The following is a 15,535-nucleotide window of genomic DNA, read 5'->3' as shown; positions in this document are numbered from 1 at the left end:
ATGCGAGGGTCCGCAAGGGGTCGCGCAAGGTGGCGCCGATGCTGGCGATTCTGGCGGGTGCGGTCGGAGAGCTCGACCGGATCCAGGGTGGGTTCAGACACTACACGTGTGGTAAATCTCAGCAGCTTTAATCCGTCGGAGAGCTCGACCGGATCCAGGGTGGGTTCAGACCTCAAATCTGATAGGCGCCTATCAAATTGGAAAGTCGGAGAGCTCGACCGGATCCAGGGTGGGTTCGGACGGCTGAATGGAACATCTAACCGCCGGCGGTTAGTTGCCGGAGGGCTCGACCGGATCCAGGGTGGGTTCGGACAACGTCACGACGTCGTGACATTTCAAACTTCGCGGTCGGAGAGCTCGACCGGATCCAGGGTGGGTTCAGACGTAGGACGTCGTGACAGTCACGGCGCTTACTTTTGAAAAGTCGCGACGTCGCGACCTTCTGACCGTCACTGTAACGATTGAGGGCAATCTCGCGGCGCAAGTTTGAGCCGCGAGATTACCAGGGACGTCTCCGCACCAGTGCGGAGAGCTCACTCCACGGGCCTGCGGAGTGAGCGCAACCGGGGCAGGGATCCGTTCAGTGAGGCGGGGTCCGCATCCTAAACCGCGTCCGGCGCTTCGGGCTGGCGTCGGCGATCGGGGCGGATTTGCCCAGCAGACCGGGAATGACGGTGGCGCTTTTCGTCGGAGGGCCTACGGTTGAATATCGGCGGCCAAGGGAAGCGGGGCGGGGCATGGGCTAGTCCTCGAGGTGGTGCGGGGGAACAAGGCGAATCCGCATGCGGCGGGCGGCGGCGGCGTCTTCGCGGTCCAGGCGGCGCCGTTCGGCTCGGAACCACTCCACGAACAGGCGGGTTGCAAGGGCCTCGTCGGTCTCGAGCAGGATGAAGCCGCTCGAATCGTCGACGGCGTACAGCTCGCCATCAACAAACAGGGTCAGACTCACGGGAGGGCCCGGGCTGGCGTACCAGGTGCGCGGCGGTGGCGAGGGCGGGCGTCCGGGTGATGGTCTCGACCGTGCTGAATCGGAAACGGCATCGCAGGCACGCGCGGCGGCGCTTGATGCTGTCGGGGCCGGGTCGGCGGGTCTCCAGGACGGCCGTGTCTTCGGCGCTGCAGACCGGGCATTGCACGCACATGACGCCTCCTCAGTGATAGGGTGCCGGCGGTTGCGACCGGGCCGGCGCCGGGAGTGTCGCGGAGGAAAATCGCGAACTCGCGTCCGTCCAAAAACGCCCGCGCCACGAATCTAGGCGGCGAGCCGGTCGAGATCGGGCGTAAGCACAACCTCGGGGCTGGCGTCGGCGCGGCGGGTGATGGGCGTCGGGCTGGAGCGGATCAATCGCTCCTCGTCGAGCTCCAAGGCGCGGAGTTGGTCGGCGATCTCGGCGAGGCGGCGCGCTCGGTCGGGCGCCGTGATCCCCGGGGCCGGGTGATCTTCGGTTGCCAAGTCGACCAGTCGGGCGGCGACGCGCTGGGGGTCGGCGACGGCCATCAATGCCAAAAAATCGCGAGCGGATGCGGCGAAATGCAAGTCAGGCAATTTGCCACGCCGCAGGTACGCGGGGTTGAGGATTTGCCGACCACGCGCGGCGAGGCGCTCGACCTCCTCGGCGATGGCCGCGGCGGCTTCGGCGTGCGCGGGCCACGCGCGCGCGATGGCTTCGCGATCGGCTTTCAATCCGTCGATCAGGTCGCGGATTTGCATAAGTTCCATGTCTCAGGGTCCCGTAAAAATTCGTAAGTTGGAATTCGTGATGACCGCGGGCGCGGTCGGCGGTAGCCGAGCCCATGCGCGCGCGGTGAGATCGCTGCGGCTGAAGACCGCCATGCCGGGATACCACAGACCCGCCACGGCGCTCGGCGGCTGGTCGGCGCCGTAGGCGATCTCAACGCCATACTCGCAACCGGACTGCCCCTCGAACGCCACGCCGGCCGCGGCGATCTCGACCCAATCGCGCCCCACGTCCATGTCATCCTCCGGCCGCGATGCGGTCGGCGTGCTGCTCCAGCCATTGCTCGCAACTGAAAATCAGGGCGCCTTGCGGTTGCCAAGCGGCTTCGGCCGCCTCAATCGCCTCATCCAGCTCGGTGATACGCCGTTCCACGCTCGCGAGCTCCAGGCGCAGCTCTTGAAGATGCGGCGGTTCGGCCTCTGGCGGCGGATTGATGCGGCGGTCCTCGGTCCACAGACCGATGTGGCCGCGCAGCTCGCGGCGTTCGGTGTAGGCGTTGACGCGCTCCTCGGTCAACGCCAGAAGATCGGCGTGCGCAGACTTGGCTTGTCGGCGCAGCGTGCGCAAGCGAGCCTCGAACGGCTCCAGGCGCAGCTCGCGGTCTTTGCGGTCGGCGAGGGTCAGGCGGCGGGCAAGGATCATTTTCGGAAGCCTCCACGCTCGGGCCGCACGACACGCGACCGCGGCGGCTCAAGGCTCACGTCGTGATGTGTGCCGGCCGTTTGGTGTTTGGCGAGATAGGTGTCGATCTGCGACTCAAGGGCCGGTCGGCGAGCTGCGGGCGGAGTGTCGTCGCGGCTGCCCTCGTTGGCGGCGATCTGTGCGATAGCCTCGTCCAGCTCGGCGCGTTGCTCGCGGGGCATCGGCGGCGACTCGGGAAAGATGGCGGCGTGCAGCTCGGGGCCTGCGGGGCCTCCCATCGTCGCGCCGGCAGGTGCCAGGGCAACATGGTCGGGGTGGTCGTGTCGGCTCATTGTCGGGGTCCGGTGGTCGAAGTGCAGCCAGTTTGCGGCGAGCGGTCAACCATGAAAACGGGTCATTTCGCGGTCGGCGTTGCTGCTCACGATGCGCGTTAGACTCGTCCGGCTTGTCGGCACAGGGCCGCATTGCAGCGCGTGCCACAGCTCGACTTGCAGCGGTGTCAGCCTTGCCGGTGGTTGCGCATGGTCGCGAGACCAGCGCCAGGATGTTTGCTCGAACATCACGAGCTCGCTCGCCAGCTCGCGGACGCGCGAGGTGGTTGTGGTGCTTTCGCTGAATGCGATCAGGGTGAAGGCTCGGCAAACGTGACGGTCACGCCGGGCCAGTCGCTCGCGGGTTTCAAGACTTGAAATTCCACGGCCGCGAATCTGGAGGGCAATGTCGAGACTGCGGGCGGCGCCGGCCTGCACCAGGGCGAGCCCATCGGCGAGCCAGCGCGCGGCCTCCGGGTCGGTACCGTGGGCCGCCTCGATCGCTCGCGTGAGCAGGTGGAGCGGTTCATCCTGTCTCATGAAAGGTTTCTCGATGTATTGGACGGTTCACTTCGGTTCAACTGCTGCCGAAGGCCAGGGGGGTCGAAATTGTGTCGAAAGCCGGGGCTCGAATTTCCCGTGGTTTTGGCGCCGGGGGCAGGGTCCCATCGGCCGCGAATCTTTAGATAAGACATAGGGTTGCGCGACTCGGCGGGGCCGGATCGGGCCTAGCTTGAAAGCGTGACCCTAATTTCTAAAACGAGTAACCATCCCCCGGCAAAGCCGGGGGCTTTGAATTCGTGAGCCGCTCAAAGCGGCAAAGGGGTCGCTAACGCGGCCCCACGGTTCTTGGGCCGCCTAAAGGCGGCAAATCAGCGCCACAGTTTGAGCTGATCCAGGCGCTGGTCTTCGCTCTCTTGGTGCTGGATGTACTCTCGGATCGTCGCTTCATCCCGACCGACGGTCGAGACAAAGTATCCCCGAGCCCAGAAGTGCTGCCCCGTAAAGTTGCGCTGGCGCTCGCCGTAGACGCGCGCCAGATGGATCGCGCTTTTGCCCTTGATGAAGCCGATCACCTGGCACACGGCATACTTCGGCGGAATCGAAATGAGCATGTGAACATGATCCGACATCAGATGCCCCTCTTCGATCCGGCTTTCCTTTTGCCGGGCTAACCGGTGAAAGACTTCCCCGAGGTGTGACCGCAGTTGCCCATAGAGCACGCGGCGGCGATATTTCGGGATGAAAACAACATGATATTTGCACTCCCATTTGGAGTGACTTAGGCTCTCGAAATCGTCCATCGGGACTCTCCACAAGCGTGTGCTTGGCGGCTCACGCTGCGGAGTGTCCCCGATGGACTCCCGGAAATGTCAAACTGCTACTGTCACCCCGGCAAAGCCGGGGGATTACCCGTTTTATTCATCGCTCGCCAACAGCAGCGGCGCATTGCTGGCGGATAACGCCGTTCCGTATTCGAGCCCTGTCTTTGAGATACGCCGCGGCGGCGGCTCGGGTCTCGAAGTCGAGCCCAATGGGCTTCCATGCGCAGCCGGTCGCCTTATCCAAGATGACCCAATCATCATCGACAACGCCCACGCAAACGGGGCGCTCGACCCTGATAGCGTCCTCGTCGTCGGAAAAGGCACCTAGATCGATGTGCCATCCGACGATGGGCACCTCGCGGACTATCCAATCGGTGTCGTCGTTTTCCTCCACCCATACCGTCAGCACGACGAGTGCCGGATTCGCGTTCGGGATGACGTGCATGTCGGTGTGCGTTGGCGGTTTCATGGCATAAATTCCTAAAGGTTTCAGTAGATAGTTCGGACGATCTGGCCCTCTTGATATGACGATAATGACGATCATGACGATCTTTTGGCCATATCTCGTAAACTGTCATTACACACATTTTCCCTTCTGACACTTTCTCGCGTTTAGCTAAAACATCGTCATTATCGTCATTATCGTCATATACAACGAATTCAACGACTTGGTGGTTCACTTCAACGACTTAGGGATTCATGACATTCCGATCCTGCGGACGGCGTAGGCGATTCCGGTCATCGTTTTACGGTCCCGGTCGAGCCGTAACCCGCCGATGATGCGGCCTTGCCATGCGCGCAGCCTGTAGCCCAGCTCCCGAGATCCACCTGTCCGCGGATCGATGCCCATCGCGGACATGGCGTCATGCAGGGCGGGGGCTTTGCGGGCGGCGGGCGTCAATCCTCCGCCGATGAACTCGGCGGCGTCTTGGGCCGCACGGGCGGCCGTAACGGGCGCATCGTCGTAAATCTCGTGCCATGCGCGCAGCAGATCGCGCATGGCGATGAACTCGTGGTCCTCTTGGCGCAGGTCGCCAACAGCGTCGAGCGGGTCGGGCATTCCTGCCCAGATCAGGGGGCGTCGAATCATCCGGTCCCAATCGCCGAAGGATCCGTAGGGACTAACCGTCTCGCGGCCTTCAGGGTCGGGGCGTGCGGGCGGGCAACCCGCTCGGAAATACGCCACGGAAACGGTGAGTGCCGCAGCAATCAGCTCCGCGCGGCGGTCGCGTATCGTCTGCATCGCGTCGCGGGCGAAGGTCCGCAGCTCGGGCCGTTCGCATCCTGCATCCAGGCGAATCATGAGAATCCGGCGCGCAAGGTCGCCCAGCAGGGAAAGGTTGTTCCCGGTGAGAATGAACAACGAGCTGATCGGCGTTCGGATGCTCCGGGATGACCCGAGTACGCGAATCACTTTTGTCGAGTCGGTCGCGCAGACACACAGGGCGTCCGAGCGTATCGGAAAGGAGATGTTATCGAGCAGGATGAACGCGTCGGCGTCCAGTAGAGCCGCGTCCACGCGCTTTTCCAGTTCGGCGGGGTCTTTCGCCACGGTCATCGGACTTGCGGGGCGCCCGGTGGCGACGGCCGCGACGACGTTCGCGAGCAGTGTCTTACCGCTGGCGGGCGTGTTGGCGTTGATTGCGATCAAAGGCGCGGCGGGCATGGTCCGGCGCGATAGCCCCGTCATGATCGCGGCGAGGCACGCCGATTGATCGGCCGTGCTCACAAAGGGGAATGTCTCGACCGCTTGATACATCGCCTCGCAGGCGGCGGCCGCGTCCGCACGGGTCGGGTTGTCGGGGATTTCAATCATCGCGATCCGGCTCCAGAAGAATTAAAGCGGTCTCGGGGTCGTAGCCAGGGACGCGGATGACGCTCCCGTCCGGTAGCAGCGCGGGCGCCTCGACGAACCCCGCCAGACGTCGAAAGGGCCAGGACCCCGAGCGCGCGATGATGGTCTCGGCGACGGATCGCGGCGCGTTCGTCGCGACCCAAGCCCCATAGCGGCGGTCGAACTTGACCCACTTGACTTGGCGGGTGAGCTCATCGACCAACCACGGAACCGATAGCTCGAAGAGCAGGGGTGAACCGGGCGCTCGGGCTCGCTTGCCGGGGCGGTCGGTCGCATCGGCGCGACCGATCCGCACCAGGCGCGGGCCGTGCTGGTAGATGCCGGCGCCCGCGGACAGTAGGGCCGTGGTCGCGCTGTCCGCATTCGCGGACAGGGATCCTCCGGTGATCGGAATTGCGCCCTCGGGCGGCGGCGGGGCCGGATTCCCGGAATCGCCGGAGCCCTTCGGTTTTCGGGGTTGTGCGTTGCCTTCAGCCAGTTTCAGAAGGCGGGCGGCGGATAGGTCGGCGGGGGCCTTCATGCCGCACACTCCAGGCGCTCGACGGCGATCTGCACGCGGGCCTGATCCTCGACGCTGAGGGCCTCGCCACGCTTCAAGGCGGCGGCGGCGATCCGCAGGACTTGCCTATCGACCTCCAGGGGGTCGAGATCAACCAGGCGGCGGCGTAGGACCTTGTTCGGGCGTTGCGCCAAGCGGGCGGCGTCCCATCGATCCGGGTAGATGTCTTTCCAGCCGAGACCGACGGCGGCGAGCACGTCGTCCGCCTCGCAGCCTGCAAAGCAGTAAATCAGGATCCGCTCGCCAGTGTCGCGGATCGATAGGGACGGGCCGCGGTCTTCATGCGCGGGGCATCGGGTTATCCACTTCCCGGGGCCGGTCGACCGCACGCCGTCGAGCCGGGATAGAAGGGTCCATGCGTAAGGAGGTATGCTATGCTCTGCCATGCCGGTCCCCTCCGTGGTCGGCGTTCAGGGTCATGTTTCTTGCTGTATCCGCGCCCGCTTCGATCTGGTCCATCGAGCGGGCGCACTCATGTGCGGTGCTTGCCGGGGCCACGTCCAGACCCGCAGCCACGGCAGACGCGGCGGCGATGCGTTCTGAGACGATGCCGGCGCGGTCGAGATAGACGCAATAGCGGCGCAGCCATACCGGGCCGTGCGCCTCACCCCAATGGCCAACAAGGTGCGCGGCTTCATGGCAAACGATGCCTGAATAGCGCATCCCGGGGGGCAGAATAACCACGCGCGCGAACATCCTCGCCTTCGCGTTGCGGGTGTTTTTGTGACCAGGTAGGACCTCCACGTCCGCAAGCCCGGTCAACGCCTCGATCAGGGCGGCGGCGGCGTTCAAGTCGATGGGGTCGCGTTCACACCAGGGTTGCCGCTGCTCCCATCCATAGACCCTTTGCCGCTGATAATCGCGTGGGGCGCGGGCGCGCGGGTCGCTTGTCGCCCATGCCGCGACACGCGCGGGGTCTTGGGCCGTGTCCAGATCCAGTGCTACCCGCGCGGGCGGCGCCTCCCGGAGGTAGACGCCGATCCTACGCAGTCTGGCCAAGTGGTTGCGGTGATTGCGTGTCCGCAGGTGCTGTAGATCCTTCGCCCACTCGGGCGGCGAGCCGAACATATCTGTCTGATTGGGGGAATCGCTCATTGATTGCCCCGCTATGCCGCTGCGCGCTCAAGAGACTTCACCCATTCAGACAGGGCCGCAGGGGATACCAGGCGCCGATTCCCGACCCTGAAGGTCTTGAGCCGACCGGAGTTGATTTCGTTGTAGACACTCTGGCGACACAGCTTTGTCCGCTGCATCACGTCTTTGACGGTAAGGGCGACTTCGCCGGGGACGTACGAAGCGGGCTTATCGATCTTCATGTATCGTCTCTCAGTGAAAGGGTTACATCACATGAGATAACGATAGCGCGCAACGCGCTGTAATAACTGGCTATTTTAGGATGCTAACCGGTTAGCATCCGAAAACAATCTGGATCAGGGTCGGTCGGTGGCTTTTTCGGCGGAGTGAGCCAAACCCTTTCGCTCGTTCTCGAACCTGTTCCACCAGGTACGAACCGTGCCATCCTGTACGGTCGCCTTGATTTCTGCATTGGCCTCATTCAGTGCGGCCGAAAACGCCTTGAAGTCGGGCCAGTCTTGGCGGGTGTCGTAGATCTCTTTCGCCTTCGGCATGTACTTCGATCGCCCGGGGCCTTTCTTGCCCATGCGGTTCCGGGCCTGATGCTGGCGGTACTGCCCCCCTCCGGTCATCCGCCCGAGCCAATGGGCGGCGTTGGCGACGGCGAAGACATCCTTTCGCTGGATCGCCCTCCAGACTCCGCAGATAGCATCGATAACCCTCCCGGCCTCGATCGCGTCGGGCTCCACGATTGTCTGTGTCGGCGGGGTGCCTGCCCAAGGGTACAGATCGTCGCCATCAGGAAGGCGGTATCCGTAACGGATCAGGATCGCGGCGTTGTGGCTCCATGCCAGGGTGAGCAAGTCCATCAGCGCAGCTTGCTGCGCATAGGGCGATTGGCGGCGATCCCACTCGGCTTCGTCGATCTCGCCCGTCTCGACGTGAAGGAACGCCATCAGGCGCCCCCGATCAGCTTCGCGACGGCGGCGGCCTTGTGCTCTGGTGCAAGGTGCGCATACCGCAAGGTCATCTTCAGATCGGAGTGTCCCAACAGTTCACGAACGGTGTTGAGATCCACGCCGGCCATGACGAGGCGCGATGCAAAATGATGCCGCATGTCGTGCCAGCGAAAGCCCTCGATCCGGGCACGCTTGAGCAGGGTCGACCAGGCGGTCTTGATCTCGCTCAGCTTGCCCTTGCGCCCCGCGAAAACGAGACCGGTCGAGCCGGTTTGGTCCTGCCAGGTGTTGATGGCTCGAAGGGCTTCGCTGTTCAGGGGGATGTGTCGTGTTTGCCCCGACTTGGCGCCCGAGCCCTTTACAGTCAGGGACGCGCGCTCGAGATCCACGTCGGACCAGTCGAGATTGAACAGCTCGCCTTGACGGATCCCGGTGTTGATACTCACCAGGATCATGGGCGTGAGGTGATCGCCGAAGGTGCCGATCTCGGGCATCGGTTCATGGCCACGGGCGCGGCGCCACTCATTGCCGCGGGCGCGGCCGTCCCGGAGCTCGGCGTCCCGATCCTGAAGGGCTCGGCGCAGTCGCGCTTCTTCGTCCTGCGACAGATACCGCACGATGCCCGCTAAGTCGACCTTGCCGGGCTTCACCTTCGCCAACGGGTGCGCCTCGATCAGACCCCAGTCGAGCGCACGCGCAAGGGCGGATTTCAGGGCAGACAGATCACGGTTGACGGTAGACACGGTGCGGCCTTGCTGCAGGCGTCCCTTGCGCCACTTCTCAAGATTCCAGGCAGTGAGCTTGTCAAGCGGCGTATCTCCGAACTCGGCGAAGAAACAGGCGTCGATGCGGGCGACCAGGGCGGCGCCGGTCTTGCGGGCGGGCGTGACCCATTCGGCATAGTCGCCGGTGATGAAGTCGCGCAAGGTGGCGACCGTCGACACGTCCACGGTCTTGAGCACGTCGGCGGGGTCTCGACCTTCAGCCACGGCGCCGAGTACGGCCTTGGCCTTGAGGCGCCCTTGCGCGACCGTCAGGATATTGGCGTCGCCGATTCGTACCCGCTTGGAGCGGGCCAACTGCAGGTAGAAGGTGAGCACGCCGGAAGGCTGGACGCGCAACAGAAAACCCTTGATGTCGGCGTCCCGAATCTCCTCGGGCTTCTCGACCTTGCCCTCCCGGGCGCGCTTGCGGGTTTCGTCGACCAGTTGGCGGGTAATCGTCTTGCGCATGTCCCCTTCCCTGCCGACCCTCGTTTTACCCGGTTCGGGGCATGCGGGGGTCGGTGATTTGCACTTAGTAAGTGCTCCAGATCATACAGGGAACGATTTCGATAGACAATCATGGACACTAAGCACTTGTTTTTGTTGTATGTCTTTGAACGCAAAAAGGGGGAAATCGGCTTCACACGGCAGGGGTCGGTGGTTCGATCCCACCTGCGCCCACCAACACAACAAGTACAACAAGTTGTTACGAGAAGCCGGCCTAGAGCCGGTTTTTTTGTCGGTGTTGTGGAAGTGCATCGTGGGATCGGCGCCGTCTTTCGCTTGCCTTTCGACATACTCCAATAACGCTTGGCGGTGCATGCCGACGCCGGGCGGCAAGACATGCTGACAGCCCTTCGCGACGCGACCAACGGTGGCTTCGTCTTGGGCGGTCAACGCTTTTAGAAATAGATTGCGACGATGGTCGGTCGGCGCACGTGGCCCGGCACCTCAGGCCGACCGAGGAAAGAGTCGGCCGACTCCGCCGAGCTCCAGGTTATCCTGGAGTTGGGCGATGTCACTCAGTGCGTCACGGTCGAGGATGGTGACCTGGGCGCCATGGACATCGATCACACCCTGCGCGCCAAGATCCTTGACCACGCGGGAAAAGGTCTCCGGCTGGATCGACAGCCGCGAGGCCAGCACACCCTTGCGAACATCCAGTTTGATCATCCGCCGGTCGGGCGGAATCTTGGCGAGCAGATAGCGGGCAACGCGGCTGCTCGCGCTATGCATGGTCAGGTTGTCGATCTCGCCGATCAACCCGCGTAGACGCTGACTGAGTGATCCGAGCATCAGAAAGCAGGTCTCGACCGACTCACGCAGCATCTGCGCGAAATCCCGTGCGTCCAGACTGATCAGCTCGGTCGGCGCCAGCGCCCCGGCACAGACCGGGTATCTCGGCGCGTTGAGGAACATCAGCGCCTCGGCAAAGGTCTGCCCCGGCGACACCAGCTCGATCACCTTCTCGGCGCCACTGGGGGAGAGCCGGAACAACTGGATCTGACCTGCAAGCACCAGGTAAAAGCGCTCGGCTGAATCACCCTGACTGAACAGGATCTGCTCCGCCCCCAGCACCACGCGAACGGCATGCCGGCTCACACGCTCCAGCTGCTCTGTGCTCAGGCCGGCCAGCAGGGGGGCCGTTCTCAACGCTTCGATCATCTCGGGCCTTCTCGCGCTCTCGGCTTGGTTGACGTGACAGACGTCCCTCTTCGCGCCCGAGCGACCGGACCCCGGACGGCCTGTCAACCCGTTACAGGGCCGTGGTTGTCGGAGAGCAGGCTTGCTCGTGCTGATCCAAGCCCTCGACGCGCGGCGGGATCCGGCCCCTTTTCGTGGAGCATCCACTCGGGTTAGGCTGCACGGCCACGGCCACCGTTGCAAGAGTGTGACCGGGGGCAGTTGCCGATCCGAGGAACCTCTCGATCGCGCCAACCGACCATCACATCCATCACGTCGGGGACATCGCTATGCGTCTTTTATCCACACTTTTCGTGGCCTTCGCCTTGACCGCCAGCGGCCTAACGGCGCCCCTCCTGGCTGGCGACGGCGATCCGCTCTTCATCAACCTGACGACGGATGACCCGCACCGCGCGAACATGGGCATCACCTTCGGCAAGAATCAGCTCGAACGTGGCCACCCTTTGACCATCTTCCTCAACGATAAGGGTGTCTTCATCGGGGCCAAGGCAAATGCCACGACCTTCGGGGAGCACCAGGAGAAACTGGCCGCGATGATCGACAAGGGCGCCCTGGTGCTGGTGTGTCCCCTATGCATGAAGCACTACGGCGTCGCCGAGGCGGATCTCATCTCCGGTGCTCAGGTCGGCAACCCCGAGCTGACCGGCGGCGCACTCTTCAAGGACGACACGCAAACCTTGACCTGGTAGTTGCTCGAAGGGCAAAGCCGTCGCCGGCTTTCGCCCTTCGATTACTCTCGCGGACAGGTCGATGATCGCCGGACCGTCATCTTCGCTGCCGACCCGATGCCCTCCCCCGGTCCTGAACCGCTCCGGCGCGATGCGTCCGCCCAGATAGCCGATCAGGCCCGCGCCAAGCGCGATCGCCGGAAACGGCACGTTCGGCGCATGCAGGAATCGATGCTCGCTGATCCAGCGTCGCCGCTCCACCAGCTCGGTATTCCCCCCTCCGGGGTCTAGTTTCGCAATGGTGATCCGGGATTGGACGGTGAGGATCTTGCCGATGGCGGTCCTGGTCATGCAACCGAGGCGCGGGCTAAAGCCGACGGTGCCGCCTCACCGGATAGCGCCTAGCATGCAGCACCGCCAGTGGTACAGGGCTTGCCAAAAACCCGTGGCAGCCGCATAGCTTCGACGTTGGCGCCGCGCACCGCAGCGGGGCTAGACTTGCTAACGACGGCGAGGTTTACGAGGTCACGGGGAGGTTAGCGATGGGTCGCGAGGACCTAACCTCGTGGGTGTGCCCGCAGGGCGGCCGGCGTTTGGCTGTCTGTTTGCCGGTGCCGGTACCCGGCGAGCAAGGCGCGCCCCGCTCCGCTGACGCGGCGGAGCGCGTAACCGGGTCACGGAAGGCGATCCAACCACCCACCGCGCCCAGCCCCACGACCACCCCCGTCCCGCCCAACCACGACATGGCCGTTCTGAATGGCACGCTGCAATGACTGGCACCGAGTGCGCCCCGCGGGCCACGGTGGGCCGGTTGGCGCCACCCCTGACCCTGGGGGGCGCTGGTGCCGGTGCGCGACCTGCTGCAACAGCCAACTGAGAATGAATGAGGAGGGGCCATGGAGAGAGAGCCCGGATCAGCGGAACCTGGCGAAACGATCACGACGATTCTTGTGGTCGACGACGAACCGGCGAATCTGACGCTGCTGACGCATCTGTTACGGCCGGTTTACCAAGTACGCGCCGCCAATTCGGGGGAACACGCACTGCGTGCCGCGACCAGCGAGCCGCGTCCGGGCCTCATCCTGCTGGATGTCATGATGCCTGGGATGGATGGCTACAGGGTGCTGGAGCGCCTGCGCAACAACCCGGTCACCGCCGACATCCCGGTGATCTTCCTCACCGCAATGGCTGGCACCGAGGATGAAGAGCGCGGTTTGCAGCTCGGTGCTGCCGACTACATCGTCAAGCCGATCAAGCCTGCACTCGTTCTGGCCAGGGTGCGCACGCAACTCGAAGCAAAACACACCCGCGACTGGCTGAAAGACAAAAATGCCATCCTCGAGGCCGAGGTGGCCCGGCGGATGGCCGAGAACGACCTGACCCAACTGGTCAGCATCCGGGCGCTGGCGCATCTGGCCGAAACGCGCGACCCCGAAACCGGCAACCACATTTTGCGCACGCAGCACTATGTTCGTTCCCTGGCGCTACGGCTCCGGCAGCATCCGCGTTTTTCCGCCTTCCTCGACTCGCGCACCATTGACCTGCTAACCAAGTCGGCGCCATTGCACGATATCGGCAAGGTCGGCATACCGGACAGCATCCTGCAAAAGCCCGGCCCGCTGACGCCGGAAGAATGGGTGATCATGAAAACCCATTCCCGGCTGGGTTCAGATGCCATCGAACAGGCCGAGGCCGATGTCGATCAGCCGATCGACTTTCTTGTGCTGGCCAAGGAGATTGCCCACTGGCACCACGAAAAATGGGACGGCAGCGGCTATCCCGATGCCCTCAAAGGCGAAGAGATCCCGGTTTCCGCGCGCCTGATGGCCGTCGCCGACGTGTTCGACGCCTTGATTTCGTCGCGTGTCTACAAGCCCGCGATGAGTTATGAAAAGGCCCGCGAGATCATTTCCGAAGGCAGCGGCAGCCATTTCGATCCGGATATCGTGGCGGCCTTTCTCGACGGCTTCGATGCCATCACGGCCATCGCCGATCAATACCAGGACCGGGGCAACCCGAAAGGCTAATGGGCACCGCAACGGGGTCACGCACGATCGAGCCAACTGAGGCCGCTGCAGGGATGGGTGTTGCTGTTCTAATAGGACTGCTGCCAGAATAAACGCCAATATGATCAGACCACTGCAGCGCTCGCTCAAGACCCGCGTCACCCTGTTCTCTCTGGTGATTTTTGCCCTCAGCCTTTGGGCGCTCGCCTACTACGCGGCGAAGATGCTGCGCACGGACATGGCGCAGTTGCTGGGCGACCAGCAACGCTCGACAGTGGCCTTGGTGGCCGCAAACATCGATCAGGAGCTGAAGGACCGCCTGACTGCCCTGGAGACGATCGCGGCCGACTTTGGCAAAAGGGAATTGAAATCGCCAGCAATGCAGCAGGACAACCTCGAGCGCCGGTCTATCCTGCCCTTGCTGTTCAACGGTGGCTATTTCGTCACGGATGCCGCAGGCACCACCACCGCCTCCGTTCCGGTCAAGGCCGGTCGCATCGGCATCAACTACAGTCGCTTCGACAACGTTGCTGCGGCGCTGGGTGAAGGCAAGTCGGCAATCGGCGCCTTGGCAATCGGCGTGGTATTACGGGTTCCGGTCTTCAGTCTGGCGGTGCCGATACGCGACATGCAGGGGAAGGTCGTTGGCAGCCTGGTGGGTGTGATCAACTTGAGCGCGGACAATTTCCTGGACAGGATCACCTCGAATGCCTATGGGCGAACGGGAGGCTATGTACTCGTTGATCGGCAGCAACGGTTGATCGTTACCGGCACCGACAAGAGCCGCATCCTGGAAGCCCTGCCGCCGTCCGGGGTTAGTCCGGAAATCGACACCTTCCTGGCCGGGCGGGAGGGCTCGGTCATATTTCGCAACCCCAAGGGCGAGGAGGTGCTGGTCTCGGCCAAGAACATCCCGGTGGCCGGCTGGTATGTGGCCGCAACGCTGCCGACCGCAGAGGCCTTTGCCCCGATTCGTGACATGCAGCAGCGCATGCTGCTGGCCACGATCCTGCTCACCCTGATCGCCGGCGGACTGACCTGGTGGATGCTGCTGCGCCAACTGGCGCCGATCGGCGCCGCCGCCGCCGCCCTCGGCGCCCGCCCGGGGCAGGGCTTGATGCCCGCACCGCTACCCGTAACCACGCGGGACGAAATTGGGCAATTGATCAGCAGCTTCAACAGCCTGCTGGATGCGCTGCGGAGGATGGTCAAAGATCTGAGGGCAACACAGCGTATTGCCCATATTGGGAATTGGCGTTTGAACTTGACGACCAATCAGGTCGTTTGGTCGGAAGAACTCTACGAGATGTATGGATTCGATCCCTCGCTGCCTGTTCCGCCCTATACCGAGCACATGAAACTGTTCACCCCTGAGAGCTGGGAGAGGCTGTCGGCAACCCTAGCCCATACCAGGGAGACCGGCGTTCCCTACAGGCTCGAACTGGAACTCGTCAGAAAAGACGGAAACACTGGATGGATGTGGGTGCAGGGCGAGGCCGAAGTCGATTCGGCAGGCAAAACGGTTGGCCTCTGGGGCGCTGCACAGGACATCACCGAGCGCAAGCGGGCCGAGGAGGAGATCCGTCTGGCTGAAGCCCGTTTTCGGGCCATCATCGATGTATCCCCGATCCCGTTCGCGCTGAACGATTCAGCGCTGAATATTACCTACCTCAACAGTGCCTTCACCCGAACGTTCGGTTACGACCGAAAAGATATCCCGACGGTGGAAGCATGGTGGCCTAAAGCCTATCCGGACGAAATGTATCGCCACGAGGTCGCTAAAGAGTGGTTGTTGCGTCTTGATGTGGCGTAACTGTTCAGGTCGCCAACCGCCTTACGGCAAGCGCGGCATCGGGGGCTGACCTCGGAAGGTCATCACCAGGGCGGGGTAGAGAGCGATCGACTGCTTGCGCAGGGTGGACAGATAGG

20 protein-coding genes, 1 pseudogene and 1 CRISPR repeat array are annotated in these 15,535 nt (G+C 63.4%); of the genes and pseudogenes, 3 read left to right on the top strand and 18 right to left on the bottom strand.

Annotation, left to right across the window (positions count from 1 at the left end):
- Window positions 1–62: 62 nt before the first annotated feature.
- A CRISPR array of direct repeats spans window positions 63–384; the repeat unit is 33 nt; unit sequence GTCGGAGAGCTCGACCGGATCCAGGGTGGGTTC.
- 358 nt (window positions 385–742) lie between these two features.
- The 17 genes from AADX97_RS10040 to AADX97_RS09960 form a co-directional block, all read right to left on the bottom strand.
- A complete protein-coding gene (locus tag AADX97_RS10040; protein ID WP_374234670.1) occupies window positions 743–949 on the bottom strand; it encodes a hypothetical protein in 207 nt (68 codons plus the stop codon).
- Entirely contained in the window at window positions 927–1,142 is a 216-nt protein-coding gene (locus AADX97_RS10035) for a hypothetical protein (RefSeq protein ID WP_374234671.1), read from the bottom strand. The genes AADX97_RS10040 and AADX97_RS10035 overlap by 23 nt, the downstream gene beginning before the upstream one ends.
- A gap of 110 nt (window positions 1,143–1,252) precedes the next feature.
- Window positions 1,253–1,711, bottom strand: a complete 459-nt coding sequence (locus AADX97_RS10030) for a hypothetical protein (protein ID WP_374234672.1) — start codon at window positions 1,709–1,711, stop codon at window positions 1,253–1,255.
- A 12-nt stretch (window positions 1,712–1,723) separates the two neighbouring features.
- Window positions 1,724–1,975: a hypothetical protein gene (locus tag AADX97_RS10025; protein WP_374234673.1), complete on the bottom strand. Its 252-nt coding sequence runs from the start codon at window positions 1,973–1,975 to the stop codon at window positions 1,724–1,726.
- A gap of 1 nt (window position 1,976) precedes the next feature.
- Window positions 1,977–2,381 (bottom strand): hypothetical protein, encoded by a 405-nt coding sequence (locus AADX97_RS10020; RefSeq protein ID WP_374234674.1) that lies wholly within the window; start codon window positions 2,379–2,381, stop codon window positions 1,977–1,979.
- Entirely contained in the window at window positions 2,378–2,713 is a 336-nt protein-coding gene (locus tag AADX97_RS10015; RefSeq protein ID WP_374234675.1) for a hypothetical protein, read from the bottom strand. The genes AADX97_RS10020 and AADX97_RS10015 overlap by 4 nt, the downstream gene beginning before the upstream one ends.
- A 45-nt stretch (window positions 2,714–2,758) precedes the next feature.
- Complete coding sequence (locus AADX97_RS10010) at window positions 2,759–3,232, bottom strand: hypothetical protein (protein ID WP_374234676.1); 474 nt, start codon at window positions 3,230–3,232, stop codon at window positions 2,759–2,761.
- Between the two features lie 332 nt (window positions 3,233–3,564).
- A complete protein-coding gene (gene tnpA, locus AADX97_RS10005; protein ID WP_374234571.1) occupies window positions 3,565–3,996 on the bottom strand; it encodes an IS200/IS605 family transposase in 432 nt (143 codons plus the stop codon).
- A 118-nt stretch (window positions 3,997–4,114) separates the two neighbouring features.
- On the bottom strand, window positions 4,115–4,561 hold the full coding sequence (locus AADX97_RS10000) for a hypothetical protein (RefSeq protein WP_374237301.1): 447 nt from the start codon (window positions 4,559–4,561) through the stop codon (window positions 4,115–4,117).
- A 153-nt stretch (window positions 4,562–4,714) separates the two neighbouring features.
- On the bottom strand, window positions 4,715–5,833 hold the full coding sequence (locus AADX97_RS09995) for a hypothetical protein (protein WP_374237300.1): 1,119 nt from the start codon (window positions 5,831–5,833) through the stop codon (window positions 4,715–4,717).
- Window positions 5,826–6,392, bottom strand: coding sequence for a hypothetical protein (locus AADX97_RS09990; RefSeq protein WP_374237299.1), 567 nt, complete (start codon window positions 6,390–6,392; stop codon window positions 5,826–5,828). Before AADX97_RS09990 ends, AADX97_RS09995 begins: the two co-directional genes overlap by 8 nt.
- Window positions 6,389–6,817: a hypothetical protein gene (locus tag AADX97_RS09985; protein ID WP_374237297.1), complete on the bottom strand. Its 429-nt coding sequence runs from the start codon at window positions 6,815–6,817 to the stop codon at window positions 6,389–6,391. The genes AADX97_RS09990 and AADX97_RS09985 overlap by 4 nt, the downstream gene beginning before the upstream one ends.
- Window positions 6,804–7,526 (bottom strand): hypothetical protein, encoded by a 723-nt coding sequence (locus AADX97_RS09980; protein WP_374237296.1) that lies wholly within the window; start codon window positions 7,524–7,526, stop codon window positions 6,804–6,806. The genes AADX97_RS09985 and AADX97_RS09980 overlap by 14 nt, the downstream gene beginning before the upstream one ends.
- Before the next feature lie 11 nt (window positions 7,527–7,537).
- Window positions 7,538–7,747: a helix-turn-helix domain-containing protein gene (locus AADX97_RS09975; RefSeq protein ID WP_374237295.1), complete on the bottom strand. Its 210-nt coding sequence runs from the start codon at window positions 7,745–7,747 to the stop codon at window positions 7,538–7,540.
- A gap of 114 nt (window positions 7,748–7,861) precedes the next feature.
- Window positions 7,862–8,461 (bottom strand): hypothetical protein, encoded by a 600-nt coding sequence (locus AADX97_RS09970; RefSeq protein WP_374237294.1) that lies wholly within the window; start codon window positions 8,459–8,461, stop codon window positions 7,862–7,864.
- A complete protein-coding gene (locus AADX97_RS09965; protein ID WP_374237293.1) occupies window positions 8,461–9,696 on the bottom strand; it encodes a tyrosine-type recombinase/integrase in 1,236 nt (411 codons plus the stop codon). Before AADX97_RS09965 ends, AADX97_RS09970 begins: the two co-directional genes overlap by 1 nt.
- Before the next feature lie 483 nt (window positions 9,697–10,179).
- Window positions 10,180–10,893 carry a Crp/Fnr family transcriptional regulator gene (locus AADX97_RS09960; protein ID WP_374237292.1) on the bottom strand — a complete coding sequence of 238 codons (714 nt, stop codon included), beginning with the start codon at window positions 10,891–10,893 and terminating at the stop codon, window positions 10,180–10,182.
- A gap of 308 nt (window positions 10,894–11,201) precedes the next feature.
- On the opposite strand from AADX97_RS09960, the gene AADX97_RS09955 reads away from it, so the two are divergent.
- Window positions 11,202–11,621: a DsrE family protein gene (locus AADX97_RS09955; RefSeq protein ID WP_374237291.1), complete on the top strand. Its 420-nt coding sequence runs from the start codon at window positions 11,202–11,204 to the stop codon at window positions 11,619–11,621.
- Window positions 11,622–11,678: 57 nt separating this feature from the next.
- Here the strand turns inward: AADX97_RS09955 and AADX97_RS09950 are convergent.
- Window positions 11,679–11,867: pseudogene (locus AADX97_RS09950) on the bottom strand (hypothetical protein); the annotation flags it as partial.
- Window positions 11,868–12,496: 629 nt separating this feature from the next.
- On the opposite strand from AADX97_RS09950, the gene AADX97_RS09945 reads away from it, so the two are divergent.
- Entirely contained in the window at window positions 12,497–13,627 is a 1,131-nt protein-coding gene (locus tag AADX97_RS09945; RefSeq protein ID WP_374237290.1) for a two-component system response regulator, read from the top strand.
- A gap of 100 nt (window positions 13,628–13,727) precedes the next feature.
- A complete protein-coding gene (locus tag AADX97_RS09940; protein WP_374237289.1) occupies window positions 13,728–15,419 on the top strand; it encodes a cache domain-containing protein in 1,692 nt (563 codons plus the stop codon).
- Window positions 15,420–15,535: the final 116 nt, after the last annotated feature.

Origin of the sequence: Thiocapsa sp. C2-2m, assembly GCF_041903745.1 — a bacterium.
Classification (GTDB): Bacteria; Pseudomonadota; Gammaproteobacteria; order Chromatiales; family Chromatiaceae; genus Thiocapsa; species Thiocapsa roseilacustris.
Note: the sequence above shows the minus strand (reverse complement) of the source record. Positions and strands in the feature narration are given on the sequence as shown.